The following is a 17,449-nucleotide window of genomic DNA, read 5'->3' on the forward strand; positions in this document are numbered from 1 at the left end:
GAAGGCTCTCCCCGCATCGCAAGGTGCGCAATAGTTCGCGCATTCACTGGTCAATATGTTCAGTTGATCGCCATGATGGCCGGACTATCTGTACAGGGTGACCACTGGAGGGACGCTCATGGCGATCGATCATCTGGACGGCCGGCTCATCGTGCTGCTCGCGCGTGAACCGCGTATCGGCGTCCTCGAAGCATCCCGGCGGCTCGGCGTGGCGCGCGGGACCGTGCAGGCGCGGCTGGACCGCCTTCAGTCGAATGGCGTCATCCGGGGGTTCGGCCCGGACGTCGATCCGGCGGCGCTCGGCTATCCGGTCACCGCGTTCGCGACGCTGGAGATCAAGCAGGGCCAAGGCGCCGACGTACGGGCCCATTTGGGCGGCGTACCGGAGGTGCTGGAGCTGCACACCACCACCGGGCACGGGGACATGTTCTGCCGGCTGGTGGCCCGTTCCAACGCCGATCTTCAGCGGGTGATCGACCGGGTTGTCGGATTTGATGGCATTGTCCGGGCCTCCACGGCGATCGTCATGGAGAACCCGGTTCCGCTGCGGATCATCCCGCTGGTGGAACAGGCGGCCCAGGACACCGACTGACCCGAGGGCCGGGGCCGCCGTCCGGGCGCCGGGCCGAGGAGACGGGCCGAGCCGAGGGAGTGCCGTGTGAGCTTCTGGGAGTATCTGATCACCCGCCACCAGCAGCTCCTCACGGATGCGTTCCAGCACGTCAGCGCGGTCTTCCAGTGCATGGTCATCGCCACCCTGCTGGGCGTGCTGATCGGGGTGGTGAGCTACCGCAGCGGCTGGGGCGGCTCGCTGGCCATCACCTCCACGGCGACGATCCTCACCATCCCCTCGCTGGCCGCGATCGGTCTGCTGATCCCGCTGGTGGGGCTGGGGGTGGCGCCGACGGTGATCACCCTGACGCTGTACGGGCTGCTGCCCGTCGTCCGGAACTCCATCGTGGGGCTGCGGGGCGTCGATCCGGCGCTGGTGGACGCGGCGACGGGCATCGGGATGTCCCGGTTGGCGCGGCTCTGCCGGGTGGAGCTGCCGCTCGCCTGGCCGCCGATCCTGACCGGTATCCGGGTCTCCACCCAGATGCTGATGGGCATCGCCGCCATCGCCGCGTACGCCTCCGGGCCCGGCCTCGGCAACGAGATCTTCCGGGGCATCGCCTCGCTGGGCAGCGCCAATGCCATCAACCAGGTCCTCGCGGGCACGCTCGGCATCGTCGTGCTCGCCCTGCTCTTCGACGCCGCGTACGTCCTGCTGGGACGGCTGACCATCCCGAGGGGGATTCGTGCCTGAGACCGAGACCGGCGCCGTCGCCGTGGACGAGGGGACCCCGGCCGCCTCCGGGGCCACCATCCAGCTGGAGAACCTGACCAAGAAGTACCCGGGCAACCCGAACCCGGCCGTCGACAACGTCTCGATGGAGATCAAGGCCGGGGAGACCGTGATCTTCGTCGGCCCGTCCGGCTGCGGGAAGTCCACCACGCTGAAGATGATCAACCGGCTGATCGAGCCGTCCTCGGGCCGGATCAGGATCGGCGACGAGGACGTCACCGACATCGACCCGGTGAAGCTGCGCCGCAAGATCGGGTACGCGATCCAGTCCTCCGGGCTCTTCCCGCACATGACGGTCGCGGAGAACATCGCCCTGGTCCCGAAGATGGTCGGCTGGTCGAAGTCCCGGGTGAAGGACCGGGTGGAGGAGATGCTCGACCTGGTGGGCCTGGACCCGCGCGAGTTCCACGGCCGCTATCCGCGCCAGCTCTCCGGCGGGCAGCAGCAGCGGGTGGGTGTGGCGCGGGCGCTCGCCGCCGACCCGCCCGTCCTGCTGATGGACGAGCCGTTCGGGGCGGTCGACCCGATCACCCGCGACCACCTCCAGGACGAGCTGATCCGGCTCCAGCACGAGCTGCACAAGACGATCGTGTTCGTCACCCACGACTTCGACGAGGCGATCAAGCTGGGCGACCGGATCGCGGTGCTGCGGGAGCGGTCGCACATCGCGCAGTTCGACACCCCCGAGGCGATCCTGACCAACCCGACGGACGACTTCGTCTCCGGTTTCGTCGGCGCGGGCGCGGCCCTGAAGCGGCTGAACCTCACCCGCGTACGGGATGTGGGCATCGCGGACTTCCCGACGGTGACGGTCGAGGACCCGCTCCAGACGATCTTCAACAAGCTGCGCAACGGCCCGCACAACGAGCTGCTGATGCTGGACCGCAGGAACCGCCCGTACAAGTGGCTGCGGCGCGGCGACCTGATGCGGGCGCGCGGTTCGCTGGCGCGGGCCGGGCAGCTGGTGCACGACACGGTGACCCGGGACGCCACGCTGCACGACGCGCTGGAGGCGGTGCTGACCGACAGCGGGGGGCGGGTCGCGGTGACCGGGCGGCGCGGCGAGTTCATCGGGGTCGTCGACATGAAGACGCTGATGGACAACGTGCAGGAGCTGCTGGAGGCCGACCGGCTGACCGCGATGGAGCACCAGCACGAGCTGGAGGAGCTGCGCGTCCACCGGACGGAGCAGGAGCTGGAGGGGGGTGGCGGCGGAGTATGAGCCCCAGCCACCCGTCCGGCCCCGGCTCCGGTCCCGCCTCGGGCCCCGGCTCCGGTCCCGGTTCCGGCAAGGGCCCGGCTGCTCCCACCCGGCCGCCGGGCGAGCACGACGTCAAGGGCCACGCGTTCCACGACGAGGAGAGCGACCCCTCCCCCGCCCCGGCCGCCCCGGCGCGCCGGATCACCTGGCGCAAACTGGTCGTCCTGCCGCTGGTGCTGGCGGTCATCCTGGTGATCACGTACATCTGGATCACCACCATCCACCTGGACTCGATCGCGGAGAACTCGCTCTCCGGCGGCAATGTGCAGCTGCGCTGGTGGCAGCATGTGCGGCTGACGGCGATCTCCACCTTCTGGGTGCTGATCATCGCGATCCCGCTGGGCATCGCGCTGACCCGGCGGCGGCTGCGGAAGGCGGCCCCCGCGTTCACGGCGCTGGCCAATATCGGCCAGGCGACCCCGGCGATCGGTCTGCTGGCGCTGCTGGTGATCTGGCTGGGCATCGGGCCCCGGACCGCGATCATCGGCATCGTGATCTACGCGGTGCTGCCGGTGCTCTCCAACACGGTGGCGGGTCTGCGGGCGATCGAGCCGAACATGATCGAGGCGGCACGCGGGATGGGGATGTCCGGGCGGGGCGTCCTGTTCAAGGTGGAGCTGCCGCTCGCGGTGCCGCTGATCCTGGCCGGAGTACGTACGGCACTCGTCCTGAACGTCGGTACGGCGACGCTGGCCACGTTCGGCGGGGGCGGCGGGCTGGGCGACCTGATCACCTCGGGCATCCAGACGCAGCGGATGCCGGTGCTGGTCATCGGCTCGGTGCTGACGGTGGTGCTGGCGCTGCTGGTGGACTGGCTGGCCTCGCTGGCCGAACTGGCGCTGACCCCGCGCGGGCTGGAGGAGCGGTGAGGACGACGACGTACGGTTTCCGGGTCCTGGCGGCCGCGTCCTTGCTGCTGGTGGGCGGCTGCGGGCTCAAGAGCGGTTCCCCGATGGTGGACGAGGTGTCGCCGGGCTCGGTCGGCCGGGGCGAGCCGCTGAAGGGCGCCACGCTGACGGTGACCTCGAAGAACTTCAGCGAGAACATCATCCTCGGCCAGATGACCGGCCTGGTCTTCAAGGCGGCCGGGGCGGAGGTCATCGACCGCACGAACCTGCCGGGCTCGATCAGCGCCCGCGAGGCCATCATCAACGGCGACGCGGACGCCCAGTGGGACTACACCGGCACCGGCTGGATCACCTTCCTCGGCCACGCGGACCCGATCGTGGACCCGAAGAAGCAGTACGAGGCGGTACGGGACGAGGACCGCGGCAACGGGGTGGTCTGGCTGCCTCCGGCCCCGCTCGACAACACGTACGCGCTGGCCATCAGCAAGAAGAACAACGCCAAGTACCGGCTGAAGACCCTGTCGGACGTGGCGGCGCTGGCAAAGAGGGACCCGGGCGCGGTGACGATCTGCGTGGAGAACGAGTTCGCCTCGCGGGACGACGGGCTGCCCGGCATGGAGAAGAAGTACGGGATGAAGATCCCGGCGGGCAACATCCAGAAGATGGACGCCGGGATCATCTACACCCAGGTCTCGGAGTCCGACTCCTGCCTGCTGGGCGAGGTGTTCACCACCGACGGCCGGATCGAGGCGATGGACCTGGACGTGCTGGAGGACGACAAGGACTTCTTCCCCAACTACAACGCCTCCCCGGTCATCCATCTGGCGACCTTCGAGAAGTACCCGGTGATCGCCGAACTGCTGGACCCGCTCGCGAAGAAGCTGACGACCGAGGTGGCACGGACGCTGAACGCCAAGGTGGATGTGGAGGGCGAGGACCCGCACGAGGTGGCGAAGGAGTGGCTGGTGGCGGAGGGGTTCATCGAGGAGGGGTGAGGGAGCCCGGGGAGGGAGTTGCCAAGGGTTCGCTGCAAAGAAACTGCTGCAAAGCTTGTGTTGCAAAGGTCGAGTTGCAAAAAACCACTTGCAAAGCACTCTTTGCAACTCTACGGTTGGCGCATGGCAGAGAACGAGCAGGGCGACCGCCCCCACCCCCACGCCGACCGCACCGACCGCAAGATCCACCACGTCGACGCCCGCGCCTTGCGCGCCATCGCGCATCCGCTGCGGCTCCGACTACTCGACACACTCCGGGAGTTCGGCCCCGCCACCGCCTCCAAGCTCGGCGATCGGCTCGGCGAGTCCAGCGGCTCGACCAGCTACCACCTGCGCCAGCTCGCGGAGAGCGGGCTGGTGGAGGACGCCCCGGAGCTGGGCAAGGGCCGCGAGCGCTGGTGGCGGTCGGTGCACCAGGGCTCGACGGTCGAGAGCGCGGACTTCATGACGCACGCCGATCCGGAAGTGCGCGGAGCCATCGAGTTCCTCCTGCACGAGACGGCCACCACTCACGCCCGGGACCTCAACACCTGGCTGGGCACGTCGGGCGACTGGCCGGAGGAGTGGCAGCGGAGCTGGGACCTGAGCGACTTCAAGATCCGCCTCACGCCGGAACTCTCGCTGGAGCTGTCCCACAAGGTCCATGAACTCGTGGAGAGCTACCGGGGCCGGGTCCCGGAGGACACCGAGGGATCGGCGATGGTCCAGACCCACCTGCACGTCTTCCCGCGCCCTTCCGAATGAGCGTCCCCGTATGAGCACCGATCCCCAACAGCCGATGAACCGGAGGGAATTACCCATGAACGCCGACATCCACATGCTCCTGCACGCCGACCGTTCCGCCGAACTGCGCCGCGAGGCACGGTCGTTCACCCCGCCCCGGACCGCCCTGCGGACCCGCGTCGGCTGGACGATGGTCGAGCTCGGCCTCCGGCTGGCCCGGAGCGGACCGGCGGCGGCCGGTGCCCACACGTTCCGTACCGCCTAGGGCTTCCGCACAGGCCCTGGCCAGTCGCCTTCGGGGGAAGCACGGCCATGCACCACCACCACCGCCACCGCCATCGCCTGCCGCTCGCCGCCACGCTCGCGGCCAACTCCATTTCCACCGCCGGGACTTCACTCACCCTGATCGGCGTGCCCTGGTTCGTCCTGGAGACCACCGGCAGCGCGGGCCGGGCGGGCGTCGTCGCCTTCTGCGCCACCCTGCCGATCGTCGTCGCCGCGCTGATCGGCGGACCGTTCATCGACCGGATCGGCCGCCGCAGGACCGCCGTCGTCTCCGACACGGTCTGCGGCCTCGCCATCGCCGCGATCCCGCTGCTCCACCGGGCGGGCGCCCTGGAGTTCTGGATGCTCTGCGCGCTGATGGCCCTGAACGGCTTCGCCCACACCCCGGGCAACACCGCCCGGTACGTCCTCATCCCCGATCTCGCGGAGCACGCGGGCACCACGCTCCCCCGGGCCGCCAGCCTCTTCGACGCGGTCTCGCGCGGGGCCCGGATGGTCGGCGCGGCGCTGGCCGGCATCCTGATCGCCTTCGCCGGGTCGGAGACCGTACTCCTCCTGGACGCGGCCACGTTCGGCCTCTCCGCACTGCTGGTCGCCGTCGGCGTACGGGGCGTGGGCGCGGCCGAACCGCGCAAGGGCGGGGCACCCGTCTCGCTGCGCACGTACGGCACCGAACTCCGCGAGGGATACGCCCACTTGCTGGGCAACCGGCTGCTGCTGGCGATCGTCCTCATGGTGATGCTCATGAACGGCACCGACCAGGGCTGGTACGCCGTCCTGCTCCCGGTGCACGCCGAGGCCGAGTTGGGCGGAGCGCGGGACATCGGGCTGCTCACCGCGCTGTTCGGGGCGGGCGGACTGGCGGGGGCGCTGCTGTACGGGGCGGTGGGTCACCGCTTCCCCCGGCGGGCGGTGTTCACGGTGTGCGTGATCCTGTGCGGGGCGCCGCGCTTCCTGGTGGCGGCGGTGACGGGGACGACGCTGCCGCTCGCGGTGACCATGCTGCTGGGCGGAATCGCGGGCGGGGTGCTGAACCCGATCCTGACGACGGTCATCTACGAGCGCGTACCGGACCGGCTCCGCAGCCGGGTCTCGGGGGCGCTGACCGCCGGCTGCGAGTTCGCGATGCCGCTGGGCGGACTGGCGGCCGGGCTGCTGGTGGAGGGGACGGGCTCGACGGGGGCGCTGCTGGCGATGGGCGGGGTGTACTTCCTGGCGACGCTGAGCCCGCTGGTGTTCCCGTCGTGGCGGACGATGGAGGGAGCGGCGGCCTCGGCGGAAGAAGCGGCGGGCGAGGCGGCGGGCCGGGAAGAGGCAGCGGGCGAGGCGGCGGGCCGGGAACCCGCCGTACCGCCCCCGCCGAAGGGGATCAGCAGCTCGGCACCTTCCCGCCGCTCTCCAGCGCCTTGAGCGCGCCCACCGCGCCGTCCAGGGTCGTGACGGGGATCAGCCGCAGCCCCTCGGGCCGCTCCGCCTCCGCCTCGCGGCACTCGGCCTTCGGGACGAGGAAGACGGTGGCCCCGTCGCGGTGGGCGGCCTGGGTCTTCATGGAGACCCCGCCGACCGCGCCGACCTTGCCGTCCGCGGTGATCGTCCCCGTACCGGCGATGGTGCGGCCCCCGGTGAGGTCGCCGCCCTTCCCGTCGCCGTCGAGCATGTCGATGATGCCGAGGGAGAGGAAGAGCCCGGCGCTGGGCCCGCCGATGTCCCCGAGGTCCACGCTCACCCGCATCGAGCCGGGCTCGCGGTCCAGGTGGTTCAGGGCGGCGTCGACGGCGACGTTCTGGGAGTCCTTCATGTCGTTCAGGTTGTGCTGCTCGATCTCCTTCTCGGAGCCGCCGGTCGGGTAGACGGAGTCCCGGGGCATGACCGCCCGGTCCGTACGGAACCAGCCGTCCAGCACGTTGCCGATCCGGACGTCCGCCTTGGGCCCGGTGGCGACGATCGTCGTCATCCGCAGCTGCCCCTCGGTGGGCCGGGTCTCGGCGCCGGTGATGGTGATCACCGGCTTGCCCCGGTCCTCGCCGAGCACGTCGGCGGTCACCCCGGGCTGCGCCAGGGTGAACGGGAGCGGCGCGAGGGCCGCCGTACCGAACAGGGCGAGGACGGGCAGCGCGCAGAGGGCGAGCGCGCGGGGGCGCGAGAGACGAGTGAGCACCCGTCCAATCTAACCGCCGGGCGGGACCGGGAACGCGCCAGGCGTACGCCCCCGCCGCGCCTCCTCCCCGTACGCCGGTCCCGTACATACGGGAACACGTCCAACCGCGCCCCCGTACGTACGGAACGGACGCCCTGCGGCAGGGGGCCGCCCGTACGTACGGAACGGGGGCGCCCCTACCGCAGGGCGTCCGCCACTTCCCGGGCGGCGTCGAGCACGCGGGGCCCGACCCGTTCCGGTACGGCGTCGGCGAGCATGACCACGCCCACGCTCCCCTCCACCCCCGAGACCCCGACCAGCGGCGCCGCCGCCCCGCTGGCTCCGGCTTCGAGCTCGCCGTGGGTGAGGGTGTAGCCGGGGTGGCCGGCCGCCGTCTGCTGGCGGGCGGAGAGGATGGCGCGCCCCGCGGCCCCCCGGTCCAGCGGGTGGCGGAAGCCCGCCCGGTAGGCCACGTGGTAGTCGGTCCAGGTGGGCTCGACGACGGCGACCGCGAGGGCGTCGCTGCCGTCGACGAGCGTGAGGTGGGCGGTGGCCCCTATGTCCTCGGCCAGGGAGCGCAGCGCGGGCAGCGCGGCCTCCCGGACGAGGGGGTGCACCTGTCGGCCCAGGCGCAGCACACCGAGCCCGACCCGGGCGCGGCCGCCCAGATCGCGGCGGACCAGGGCGTGCTGCTCCAGGGTGGCGAGCAGCCGGTAGACGACGGTCCGGTTGACGCCGAGTTTGTTGGACAACTCGGTGACGGTCAGACCGTGATCGGTATCGGCGAGCAGTTTGAGGACCCGCAGTCCTCGGTCGAGCGTCTGGGAAGTCTCCGCTGTCACGACGCCCTCTCCTCTTCGGGTGAGCGACGGCGGCCCTGTTCCGGGGGTTGCGACACCGGTCCCAGCGGCGACGCACGGAGAGGCCGCCGGTCTGGCCATAGGCACCGGCTGCGCTCCGCGGCGGCTCTGCCACGGGGCGTTCATATGGCCGGGACAGTAGCGAGCCAGTCCGCTCAGCGGAAGCCCTCGTCCAGAATCCGGGCGCCTCTCGGGGCGGGGTCCTGACCGTACGGCATAACCGCCGGTCAGCGCGGTGGTGTCCGAAACGCGAACGTCTACGCGCGTCCTGGTCGACAGACGTGATGGTGACCCTTCGTACACCTCATGTGAACTGTCGTTAACTCACCGTGAATTGAAGCGCGCATATTTTTCCGGCTGGGCGTGCCGGGAAGCGCCAGGTGGCCGAAAACGGGTGTACGGCCCACCCCGGAACCGGACGTGCGGCCACCCCGGAACCCGACGTGCGGCCCGCCCCGGACAGGACCGGAGCGGGCCGCACGGCAGGAGGGCGGGGCGGGCGGGGCGGCCCCGTCACGTCATCCGGGTCGCCCACTCCTGGACCTTGGCGATACGCGTCTGGATCTGGTGGGCCGTGGCCTCGGCGCTCGGGGGGCCGCCGCAGACGCGGCGCAGCTCGTTGTGGATCACACCGTGGGGCTTGCCGCTCTGGTGGGTGTAGGCGGAGACCATCGTGTTGAGCTGCTTGCGCAGGCTGAGGAGCTGCTTGTGGGTGACGACGGGCCGGGCCTCGGCGGGCTTCTCCAGGAGGTCGGCCTCCTCGGCCGGCTTCTGGCGGCTGTGCGCGATCTGCCGGCTCTGGCGCTTCTGGAGGAGAAGCTGCACCTGGTCGGGTTCGAGGAGGCCGGGGATACCGAGGTAGTCCTGCTCCTCCTCACTGCCCGGGTGGGCCTGCATGCCGAACTCGGCGCCGTCGTACAGCACTCGGTCGAAGACGGCGTCGGACTCCAGTGCCTCCCAGGGCAGTTGGTCCTCGGTCTCCTCGTCCTCCAGCTTCTCGGCGTCGGCGAGGAGCTGGTCCTCCTCCGCGAACGGGTTCTCCTCGTCGCCGCCCTTCTTGGGCTTGTCGAGCACGTGGTCGCGCTCGACCTCCATCTCGTTGGCGAAGTCGAGGAGCATCGGGATCGTCGGCAGAAAGACGGAGGCGGTCTCACCGCGCCTGCGGGAGCGCACGAAGCGGCCGACGGCCTGGGCGAAGAAGAGGGGCGTGGAGATGGTGGTGGCGTACACGCCGACGGCGAGGCGCGGCACGTCCACGCCCTCGGACACCATCCGTACCGCGACCATCCAGCGCGACTCGTCCGCGCTGAACTTGTCGATCTTCTTCGAGGCGGCCTTCTCGTCGGAGAGGACGACGGTCGGCGTCTCCCCGGTGACCTTCTTCAGGATCTTGGCGTACGCGCGTGCCGAGTCCTGGTCCGTCGCGATGACGAGCCCGCCCGCGTCCGGGATGCCCTTGCGGACCTCGGTCAGCCGCTTGTCGGCGGCGGCCAGCACGTTGGGAATCCAGTCGCCGGTGGGCGAGAGCGCGGTGCGCCACGCCTGCCCGATGGCGTCCTTGGTCATCGGCTCGCCGAGCCGGGCCGCGATCTCGTCACCGGCCTTGGTGCGCCAGCGCATGTTGCCGCTGTAGCTGAGGAAGATCACGGGGCGGACGACGCCGTCGGCGAGCGCGTTGCCGTAGCCGTAGGTGTAGTCGGCGGAGGAGCGGCGGATGCCGTCGTTCCCCTCCTCGTACGCGACGAAGGGGATCGGGTTGGTATCCGACCGGAACGGCGTACCGGTCAGCGCGAGCCGCCGGGTCGCCGGGTCGAACGCCTCCTGGCACGCCTCGCCCCAGGACTTGGAGTCCCCGGCGTGGTGGATCTCGTCGAGGATGACCAGGGTCTTGCGCTGCTCGCACCGGTTGCGGTGCAGCATCGGGCGGACGCCGACACCGGCGTACGTCACGGCGACACCGTGGTACTCCTTGCTCAGCGGACCGGCGCTGTACTCCGGGTCGAGCTTGATCCCTATCCGGGCGGCCGCCTCCGCCCACTGCTTCTTGAGGTGCTCGGTCGGGGCGACCACGGTGACCTGCTGGACGACATGGTGGTGCAGCAGCCACGACGCGAGGGTCAGCGCGAAGGTGGTCTTGCCCGCGCCGGGCGTGGCGACGGCGAGGAAGTCGCGCGGCTGCTCCTGGACGTACCTCTCCATGGCCCCCTGCTGCCAGGCTCGCAGCTTGTTGGCGGTGCCCCAGGGGGCACGGCCGGGAAAGGCGGGAGAGAGGTGGTGGGAGGCGGTGGTAGTAGTCACGGTCTCCGGTTCGGGGCGCTCGGGTACGTGGGTCGCTGCCACTACCGCACCCGGCCCGAAGGACCCGGCCCGCGATACGACAACCGGGCCACCCTACCGGGGGCCCGGTTGAAACCAGGTACGAACAAGCCGCGCCGGTGCCGGACGAGACGGTGCTCACATCGCGTCGACGACCAGGTCCCGCAACCCCTGGGAGATCACCTTGATCTCGTCTGTCTCTCCTGTGGCGACATCGATGACCAGCCGCTCCGCCGCGTCGATGTCCGGGCGCAGGTCGACGCCGTTCATGGCGAGGAACGTGACGCAGGAGAGCCAGGCAGTGCGCTTGTTGCCGTCGAACAGAGGGCGGTTGACCGCCAGGGACTGGAGAAGTGCCGCCGCCTTGTCGATCAGGTCAGGGTAAGCCTCCTCACCGAACATGGCCGCCGAGGGGCGGTGGGCCGCCGACTCCAGCAGACCGGCGTCCCGGACGACGATCTGCATGTCGTCGCACGCGTGCTCGGCGATCACGAGGGCGTCCTCGGAGCTCAGGTAGACACAGCTCATTTCAGCCGATCCATCAGCTCGCTCCACTTGGCCGCCTGCTCCTTCGCCGTCTCGCGGACGATGGCCTGCTGCGCCGTTCTGGCGAGATAGTCGTCCACGGCCCGGAGCACGATGGCGTGCATGCTGATGCCCTCCTGTTCGGCACGCCGCTTGAGGGCTTCCGTCTGGTCGTCACGGAGACGCAGGTTCATCGCCATACCAGAACGGTACCACCGGGTGGGGTCAGAGTGGTACCGCTCACTTCTCCCGCACGACCACCCGCGTAGCCACCCACGCCCCCACCGCGGCCACCACCGCCATCGGCAGGAACACCGCCGCGAAGGCCATCGGGTGCGAGCCCGTGGCGCCGGTCGCCGCCGTGCCGTGTGCCGCCGCGCCCAGGGCCTTGCCGCCGAGGGCCGCGAAGGCTGCGCCGCCCATGGCCAGCAGCAGCACGTTGGAGAGGCCGTCGGAGATCTGGAGGGCGGCGGAGTTGGAGCCCGCCTCCTCGGGGGCCGAGAGCTTCAGGAGCAGGACGCTGGTGGAGGCGATCACCATGCCCATGCCGAAGCAGCCGAAGGCCCAGGCCACGGCGACGATCCAGACCGGGACGGCCGGGATCAGTACGGTCGGGGCGAGCGCGATGGACGCGGCCACGAGCACCATCCCGCTCACCATCAGCCGCCCCCGGTACGGCTCCAGACGCGGCCGGGACTGGACGAACGAGCCCAGCGCCCAGGTCGCGCCGCCCACCGCCAGGGAGAGTCCCGCCATGGTCGGGGTCAGGCCGCGCTGGGTGACCAGCATCAGGGGGACGAAGGACTCGGCGGCGATGAACGAACCGGCCGCCACCCCGCGCAGCAGGATCACCGACGGCAGCCCGCGCGCCGCCCGTACGGTCCCGGTGGGCAGCAGCCCCCGTACAGCGGGCACCAGCAGGGCGACGCCCGCGGCGGCGGGGAGCACGGCGAGCCAGTTCAGCTCCTGGCCCGCGTACTGGAGCAGCCCGGCCCCCGCCGAGATCCCCAGCGCGAGCCGGATGCGACGGCGGTCGTACGGCTGCGCCGACGCCTCCGGGTCCGCCGGGCCCGAGGCCATCCGGCGGATCTGCGGAAGGGCCAGGGCGAGCGGGATGACGATGAGGGCGGGGATACCGACGAAGACCCAGCGCCAGCCCAGCTGCTCGGTCACCGTCCCTGCGGCCAGCGGCCCGACCACGGACGGGATCACCCAGCTCGCGGCGAAGGCGGCCATGATGGCGGGCCGGATGCGTTCGGGGTAGGCGCGCCCGATGACCACGTACAGGGCGACGATCACCAGCCCGCCGCCGAGCCCCTGGACCGCCCGGCCCGCGATGAACACCCACATCGAGCCCGCCGCCCCGGAGAGCAGCAGCCCCACGCCGAAGGCGGTGATCCCGGTGGCGAGCGGTTGCAGCGGCCCGCGCCGGTCGGCCCACTGCCCGGAGAGCACCATGGCGAAGAGGCTGGTGGTGAAGTACGCGGAGAAGGCGAACGCGTAGAGCGGGATGCCGTGCAGTTCCCGTGCGGCGACCGGCATCGCCGTACCGACCGCCGTCGCCTCGAATGCGATGAGGAAGACCACGGAGACGATGCCGATGCTGAGCGCCCGGTAGGTCCGCCCGAGCACCCCTTCGGCGGCCGCCCCCGCGACCTCCGAGGTCAGATCACCGGGCAGGGCGTCCGGCATACCGGGCCGTACGTCGCCGGGTATGCCGGTCTTCAGGTCCGCGGGGAGGCCGACGGGCAGCCCGGTGGCCGGGTCGGTGGGCAGCCCGGTGGCCGGGGTGGTGGGCCCGCCCTGGTCGCGGTCGTACAGCCGGCGGTCGGCCGGGTGGCGGTCGGCCGGGTGGTGGTCGTGCGGCGGATCGGTCGATACGAGGTGCGCGGGGCCGGTGCCGTCGCGCTGTTCGGGGGCGGTCATTTCCCCAGAGTAAGAGGCATGGAGCGGTTTGAACCCTGTCGCTGTACCTGTCCGGACCCGTCCCTTGGTCGTAGGACGGAAGCCCCGGGCGTGAACGGCGTATGGCAGTCGTGTTGCGGACCGCCCGCTTCCCTTGTGGCCCGCTCCCCGCGCCGCCTAACGTCGGGGACAGCACAGCACAGCTTGGCCGTGTGCCCGAGAGGCTCAGGGGCTCGACTGCAACTCGAGTTACACCGGTTCGATTCCGGTCACGGCCTCCAGCGAAGAGACCCGACGGCCCGCCTCCATCTCCTGGAGGCGGGCCGTCGGCGTGTACCGGGGGCGGGCGGGCTTACGCAGGGTCCAGTGACGGCCGGGCCGCCAGCCCTCCGTCGTTCTCGCACCCCAGTTCCTTCGCCATGGCCAGGGAGAAGGAGTGGGCCACGGTCGCGTGGGCGTTCTCCAGGATCTTGGGGTCGGCCCTGAACCTCTTGGGGAAGGCCCAGTTCTCCACACCGATCTGGATATGGAGGACAGAGGGAGAATCGGCGATTCCTTCACTTCGGCAGGCGAACTGAAGGAACGCGGCATCCCGCGCGGTCAGCGCCCGCTCCCCCATCGCGAGCTCCGTGAACTTCGGGTCCGGTTCGCCCGTCGGGGCACCCTCGACCAGCTCCCAGGTGACCCTGAAGTGGCTGTCCGGCATATCACCCAGGGGGAAGAACCGGCAGACATCCCCGTCACCGACGACGGCGAACGTGAGCCGCTTCCGGAGCTCCTGTGCGCCATGCGCAACGGTCGGGTAGTCGCTCCACCCCTCGAACCTGGTCGTCCCGGTGATCACCTTCAGGGCTTCGCCCGCCTCGGCCGACACCGCCTCTCCCCCACAGAGCTCGGTGGGGGCCACGGACCGGTCCTCGGGCTCCTTGGCGCGCCCTGTCCCGTCCCTCTCATCAGCACAACCGACCGCCCCGGCCAGCAGGGACGCCACGACGACCGCGCCGACGAGCCCACCGGGCCCACGCTTTCCGGTCCCCCGCCTCTTCCGCGGAAGCATCCGTGCGTCCTCCTCATCCGTCATCCTCAAGGCCCGGCCCCGCCGGGATCTGCACACCATCAGCCCGGTCCCGCAGACAGGCCGCCTCGCTGTGGCCGTCCGGCTCAGGCCGCTTCCCCCGTTTCCGCCACGGCCTACGACAACGGCTTCATCCCGGGGTCCAGTTTCTCGGGAAGGCCGGCGTTCCCCTCACACTCCAGCTCCTTCGCCACGGCGAGGGAGGCGGCGTGCAGGACAGTGAGGTTGGCGGTCAGGTTTTCCACTGCGTTACCTCGGATCTTAGCTTTCCCCAGCCCTCCACGAATACGCGCCGGGAAACGGTCCGATTTTTCGAGCTGCGGGCTGACACACTCGAAATAGAGACTTGCCCAGCGAGTATTAGCGACTGCCTCCCTGCCCAGCAAGAACCGACGAGCCCCCTCAGGTTTTCTGGGATCACCCACATCGCGAAGCGCGTATATGTTGAACGACAAAAAAGCCCTTTCATCGGAAGGGACTCCCTTGACGGACATATTGCAGAGCTTCTGGCCTGTCGACCAGCTGCGGCCCGACGCGTGCCCCTTCTTGATCTCTTCGATCACCTTGCCCATACTGCCCGCCTCGCTCCGGTTGAAGACGGTTCCGCCGGTCACCTCCTGAACCGTTTTTTCCAGTCGACCGGCGAACACCCCTTCACACACCTCCGCCGCATTCACATAGGGCGACGGAGGCTCCGGGTCCGATCCGCACCCCGTGCCAACGGCACCAACAGTCACCACAAGGAAGGCCATCAGGGCCCTCCTGCACCGCTTCTCTCCCACAGCCACACCTTTCGCCGCCACTGGCGATATCACCCCGTCTCCGGCCCCGGGCCCTGCTGCCTCACACGATCATTTCCAGTCGAATAGCCCATCCTCAGCGACATCTTCATGTCCTCGCGGAAATCCGCATCCCCTTCACCCGTATAAAGTGCGAGGAATTCATCCATCGGAGCCTCCGCTCTGGCTTCGCCGGAGCGGAAAATACTGCCCCAGTCATCCCCGATGAGATCCTCGGCCTTCTCTTTGCTCTCATCGATCGTTTTATCCGAAATATCCCCGACGATCTGGCCCATGACCTGCTCCGCTGCACCGCTGGCGGTATCGGTCGCCAAAGGGATGAGTACGGCGGCAGCACCCACCGCGGCCGTCGCCGGCAGAAAAGCGACACCGGCCGCGATTCCTGCCGCAGCACCGAACTCCACCCAGCCCGCCCGCTGGGCGACGGCCTTCTCGTAGTCCTCGTGGGTCTTCATCCGCTCCGCCTCGACCTGATCGGCGCGGGACTGGTCGAGCGTCCCGTGCACCTCGGCGCCGACGTGCACGGCCACCCGGGCCGAGCCTGAATCAATCTTCCCGTCGGCCCCGACTTGGGCTTCGAGCACACTTCTCGTGTATGCCTGTTCCGCCGTGGCGAGGGTGGCATAGGCATCCGGATGCTGTCCGAGTGCCCCCAGGAAGCCGCGGACGATGTCCCTCTCTTGTGCCCTCTGACTCACGTGATCGCTGAGGGGGAGGTGCCCCTCCAGATTGCTGGTGGGGGCGAAGGGGCTGTGGGGACCGCCCTTGTCCAGAGCCCAGTTGATGTCATCGATGTATCCCGCGCCCATGACTCCGAGGCTGTCGGCCATCCCTTCCTGCTGCTTGAGGAGCCCCGCGTCCGTGCCGTACTTTTCCATGACCTTCCGCATGACGGCCGCGTTGTCGGCATCCCTTACCACGCCGACGTCCGGATGACCGGCCGGATATCCGAGTGTCGCCGCTTCCAAAGCACGCCCCAACGCGTCCGGCATGTACTGGAGGGAAGCTTCCCGTTTGTCCGGGTCGCTGGAGCTCATGTCCGGGAACGACTCCCACTTCTCATTGGCGAAGAAGTCGAGGTAGTCGGTGACCACCTCGCCGTCCTGCTTTCCCAGGTCGGCAGCCCCCTTCTTGACCGTGCCGTCCTCGTTGTAGGCCGTCGGCTCATCGGCGAAGAAGCGCTTTGCCGCCTCCGGGCTGTTCCCCAGCGCCTCCAGCATGGCCGGCATCGGGTCATAGCCGGAGCCGTTCCTGCCCGAGGGGTTGAACGGGTTCTCCAGGAAGCCGTTGGGCTGTTTGTTGCCGGCGAATCTGTACGGGTCCTGCTGGTGGAGCTGCGCCACGTGTTCGGCGATCGGGGTGAGGAACTTCGCGTCGTAGTTCCCGTACCGCATGATGCCGCCGAGCAGTTGGTAGCCGTACGGGGCACCGCCGGTGTCGTACTTCGACAGCGGGATCTGCTGCGTGCCCAGCTTGCGCAGTTCCGGTCCCCACTCGGCCGTGAACGCCTTGTCGTGCGAGGCGGTGGCGAGGTTCAGGCCGAGGTTGCGCTGGAGGTCCTGGACCTGTGCCAAGCGGTCCTTGTCGACCCCGCTGTGGTCGAGGGTGTCCGTTGCCAGTTGCCCGAAGAAGGCGAGGGACTTCTCCGGGCCGAGCTTCTCGTAGAAGTACGTCGCGAACTCCACTGACGTGCTGTTGCTCTTCAGCAGATCGTTGAACAACTGGAGTTCGGTGGTGGTGATGTCGCGGCCCTTGGCAGCCAACGCGAGGGCGCGGGCGGCCGGTTCCTGGTCCAGTTTCGTGAACTTGGGTGCGCTGAAGTCCTTGCGGTCGGTGACGTTGGCCTCGAGCGAGTTCTTGAAGTACTCATCGGTGTCGTTGCACTGGTCGACGATGAGGTCGATCTTCTTCTGCCAGGAGTCGACGTCCTTCCTCTCCTGCTGGAGAAACCGGGTGTAGTCCGGATCGTGCCGGGCCGCGCTGTTCTCCGACAACGGGTTCCGCGCCGTGACCTTGCCCCTGCCGTCCACCACGACACCGGCCGCGGGCCCCTCGTGCTCCTGGATGCTGATCAGGTCGTCCCTGGCCTTCTTGATGGCCGCATAACCCTCTTCAAGGATCTGCTTCACGCCTTTGGCCTCGGCTGCGGCGTCCGAGAACTCCTTGGCCGTCTTACCGATGAACGCTTTGGTGACGCCCGCGTTGACCCCGTCCCAACGCGCTTTGTCCGCCCTGGCCTTCATTCCGTCGGCGGCCTCGGTCGCAAGCTTGTCCAGCTTGGCCGCCATCTCCGACCAGTCGTCGGCCGCGGCCTTCAGCTTCCCCAGCGGGGCGCCGACGATGTCCTCGTACCTCAGCATGTGCGCGCTCCCCC

16 protein-coding genes and 1 tRNA gene are annotated in these 17,449 nt (G+C 69.6%); 9 read left to right on the forward strand and 8 right to left on the reverse strand.

Translation table 11 applies throughout. The features are described from left to right. The first annotated feature begins 118 nt into the window (after positions 1–118). From B7C62_11375 to B7C62_11410, 8 genes are all read left to right on the forward strand, one after another. On the forward strand, positions 119–592 hold the full coding sequence (locus B7C62_11375; GenBank protein ARF72808.1) for an AsnC family transcriptional regulator: 474 nt from the start codon (positions 119–121) through the stop codon (positions 590–592). A 66-nt stretch (positions 593–658) separates the two neighbouring features. Continuing rightward, complete coding sequence (locus B7C62_11380) at positions 659–1,306, forward strand: ABC transporter permease (protein ARF72809.1); 648 nt, start codon at positions 659–661, stop codon at positions 1,304–1,306. Next, the gene (locus B7C62_11385; GenBank protein ID ARF72810.1) at positions 1,299–2,567 is read left to right on the forward strand and encodes a polyamine ABC transporter ATP-binding protein; all 1,269 of its coding nucleotides are present in this window, start codon (positions 1,299–1,301) and stop codon (positions 2,565–2,567) included. The genes B7C62_11380 and B7C62_11385 overlap by 8 nt, the downstream gene beginning before the upstream one ends. Further along, the gene (locus tag B7C62_11390) at positions 2,564–3,475 is read left to right on the forward strand and encodes a permease (protein ID ARF72811.1); all 912 of its coding nucleotides are present in this window, start codon (positions 2,564–2,566) and stop codon (positions 3,473–3,475) included. The genes B7C62_11385 and B7C62_11390 overlap by 4 nt, the downstream gene beginning before the upstream one ends. Then, a complete protein-coding gene (locus tag B7C62_11395; protein ID ARF72812.1) occupies positions 3,472–4,449 on the forward strand; it encodes a glycine/betaine ABC transporter substrate-binding protein in 978 nt (325 codons plus the stop codon). The genes B7C62_11390 and B7C62_11395 overlap by 4 nt, the downstream gene beginning before the upstream one ends. Positions 4,450–4,572: 123 nt before the next feature. Continuing rightward, on the forward strand, positions 4,573–5,193 hold the full coding sequence (locus tag B7C62_11400) for a transcriptional regulator (GenBank protein ARF72813.1): 621 nt from the start codon (positions 4,573–4,575) through the stop codon (positions 5,191–5,193). A 55-nt stretch (positions 5,194–5,248) separates the two neighbouring features. Next, positions 5,249–5,437: a hypothetical protein gene (locus B7C62_11405; protein ARF72814.1), complete on the forward strand. Its 189-nt coding sequence runs from the start codon at positions 5,249–5,251 to the stop codon at positions 5,435–5,437. A 47-nt stretch (positions 5,438–5,484) separates the two neighbouring features. Continuing rightward, entirely contained in the window at positions 5,485–6,867 is a 1,383-nt protein-coding gene (locus tag B7C62_11410; GenBank protein ARF72815.1) for an MFS transporter, read from the forward strand. Here the strand turns inward: B7C62_11410 and B7C62_11415 are convergent. The 6 genes from B7C62_11415 to B7C62_11440 form a co-directional block, all read right to left on the reverse strand. Continuing rightward, on the reverse strand, positions 6,827–7,615 hold the full coding sequence (locus B7C62_11415) for a hypothetical protein (protein ARF72816.1): 789 nt from the start codon (positions 7,613–7,615) through the stop codon (positions 6,827–6,829). The two genes, B7C62_11410 and B7C62_11415, sit on opposite strands and share 41 nt — an antisense overlap. A gap of 176 nt (positions 7,616–7,791) precedes the next feature. After that, positions 7,792–8,436, reverse strand: coding sequence for an IclR family transcriptional regulator (locus tag B7C62_11420; protein ARF72817.1), 645 nt, complete (start codon positions 8,434–8,436; stop codon positions 7,792–7,794). A gap of 531 nt (positions 8,437–8,967) precedes the next feature. Further along, complete coding sequence (locus B7C62_11425) at positions 8,968–10,752, reverse strand: hypothetical protein (GenBank protein ID ARF77102.1); 1,785 nt, start codon at positions 10,750–10,752, stop codon at positions 8,968–8,970. Positions 10,753–10,908: 156 nt separating this feature from the next. After that, positions 10,909–11,298 (reverse strand): death-on-curing family protein, encoded by a 390-nt coding sequence (locus B7C62_11430; protein ID ARF72818.1) that lies wholly within the window; start codon positions 11,296–11,298, stop codon positions 10,909–10,911. Continuing rightward, positions 11,295–11,495, reverse strand: a complete 201-nt coding sequence (locus tag B7C62_11435; protein ARF72819.1) for a CopG family transcriptional regulator — start codon at positions 11,493–11,495, stop codon at positions 11,295–11,297. Before B7C62_11435 ends, B7C62_11430 begins: the two co-directional genes overlap by 4 nt. A 40-nt stretch (positions 11,496–11,535) precedes the next feature. Further along, positions 11,536–12,987, reverse strand: a complete 1,452-nt coding sequence (locus B7C62_11440; GenBank protein ARF77103.1) for an MFS transporter — start codon at positions 12,985–12,987, stop codon at positions 11,536–11,538. A 419-nt stretch (positions 12,988–13,406) separates the two neighbouring features. Here B7C62_11440 and B7C62_11445 point away from each other — a divergent pair. Beyond that, positions 13,407–13,481: transfer RNA gene (locus B7C62_11445), tRNA-Cys, on the forward strand. Positions 13,482–13,552: 71 nt separating this feature from the next. Here the strand turns inward: B7C62_11445 and B7C62_11450 are convergent. Together B7C62_11450 and B7C62_11455 are read right to left on the reverse strand one after the other, a co-directional pair. Further along, on the reverse strand, positions 13,553–14,074 hold the full coding sequence (locus tag B7C62_11450; protein ID ARF77104.1) for a hypothetical protein: 522 nt from the start codon (positions 14,072–14,074) through the stop codon (positions 13,553–13,555). A gap of 1,012 nt (positions 14,075–15,086) precedes the next feature. Beyond that, positions 15,087–17,435, reverse strand: a complete 2,349-nt coding sequence (locus B7C62_11455) for a hypothetical protein (protein ARF72820.1) — start codon at positions 17,433–17,435, stop codon at positions 15,087–15,089. Positions 17,436–17,449: the final 14 nt, after the last annotated feature.

This window comes from Kitasatospora albolonga (assembly GCA_002082585.1).
In the GTDB taxonomy this organism is placed as follows: domain Bacteria; phylum Actinomycetota; class Actinomycetes; order Streptomycetales; family Streptomycetaceae; genus Streptomyces; species Streptomyces stephensoniae.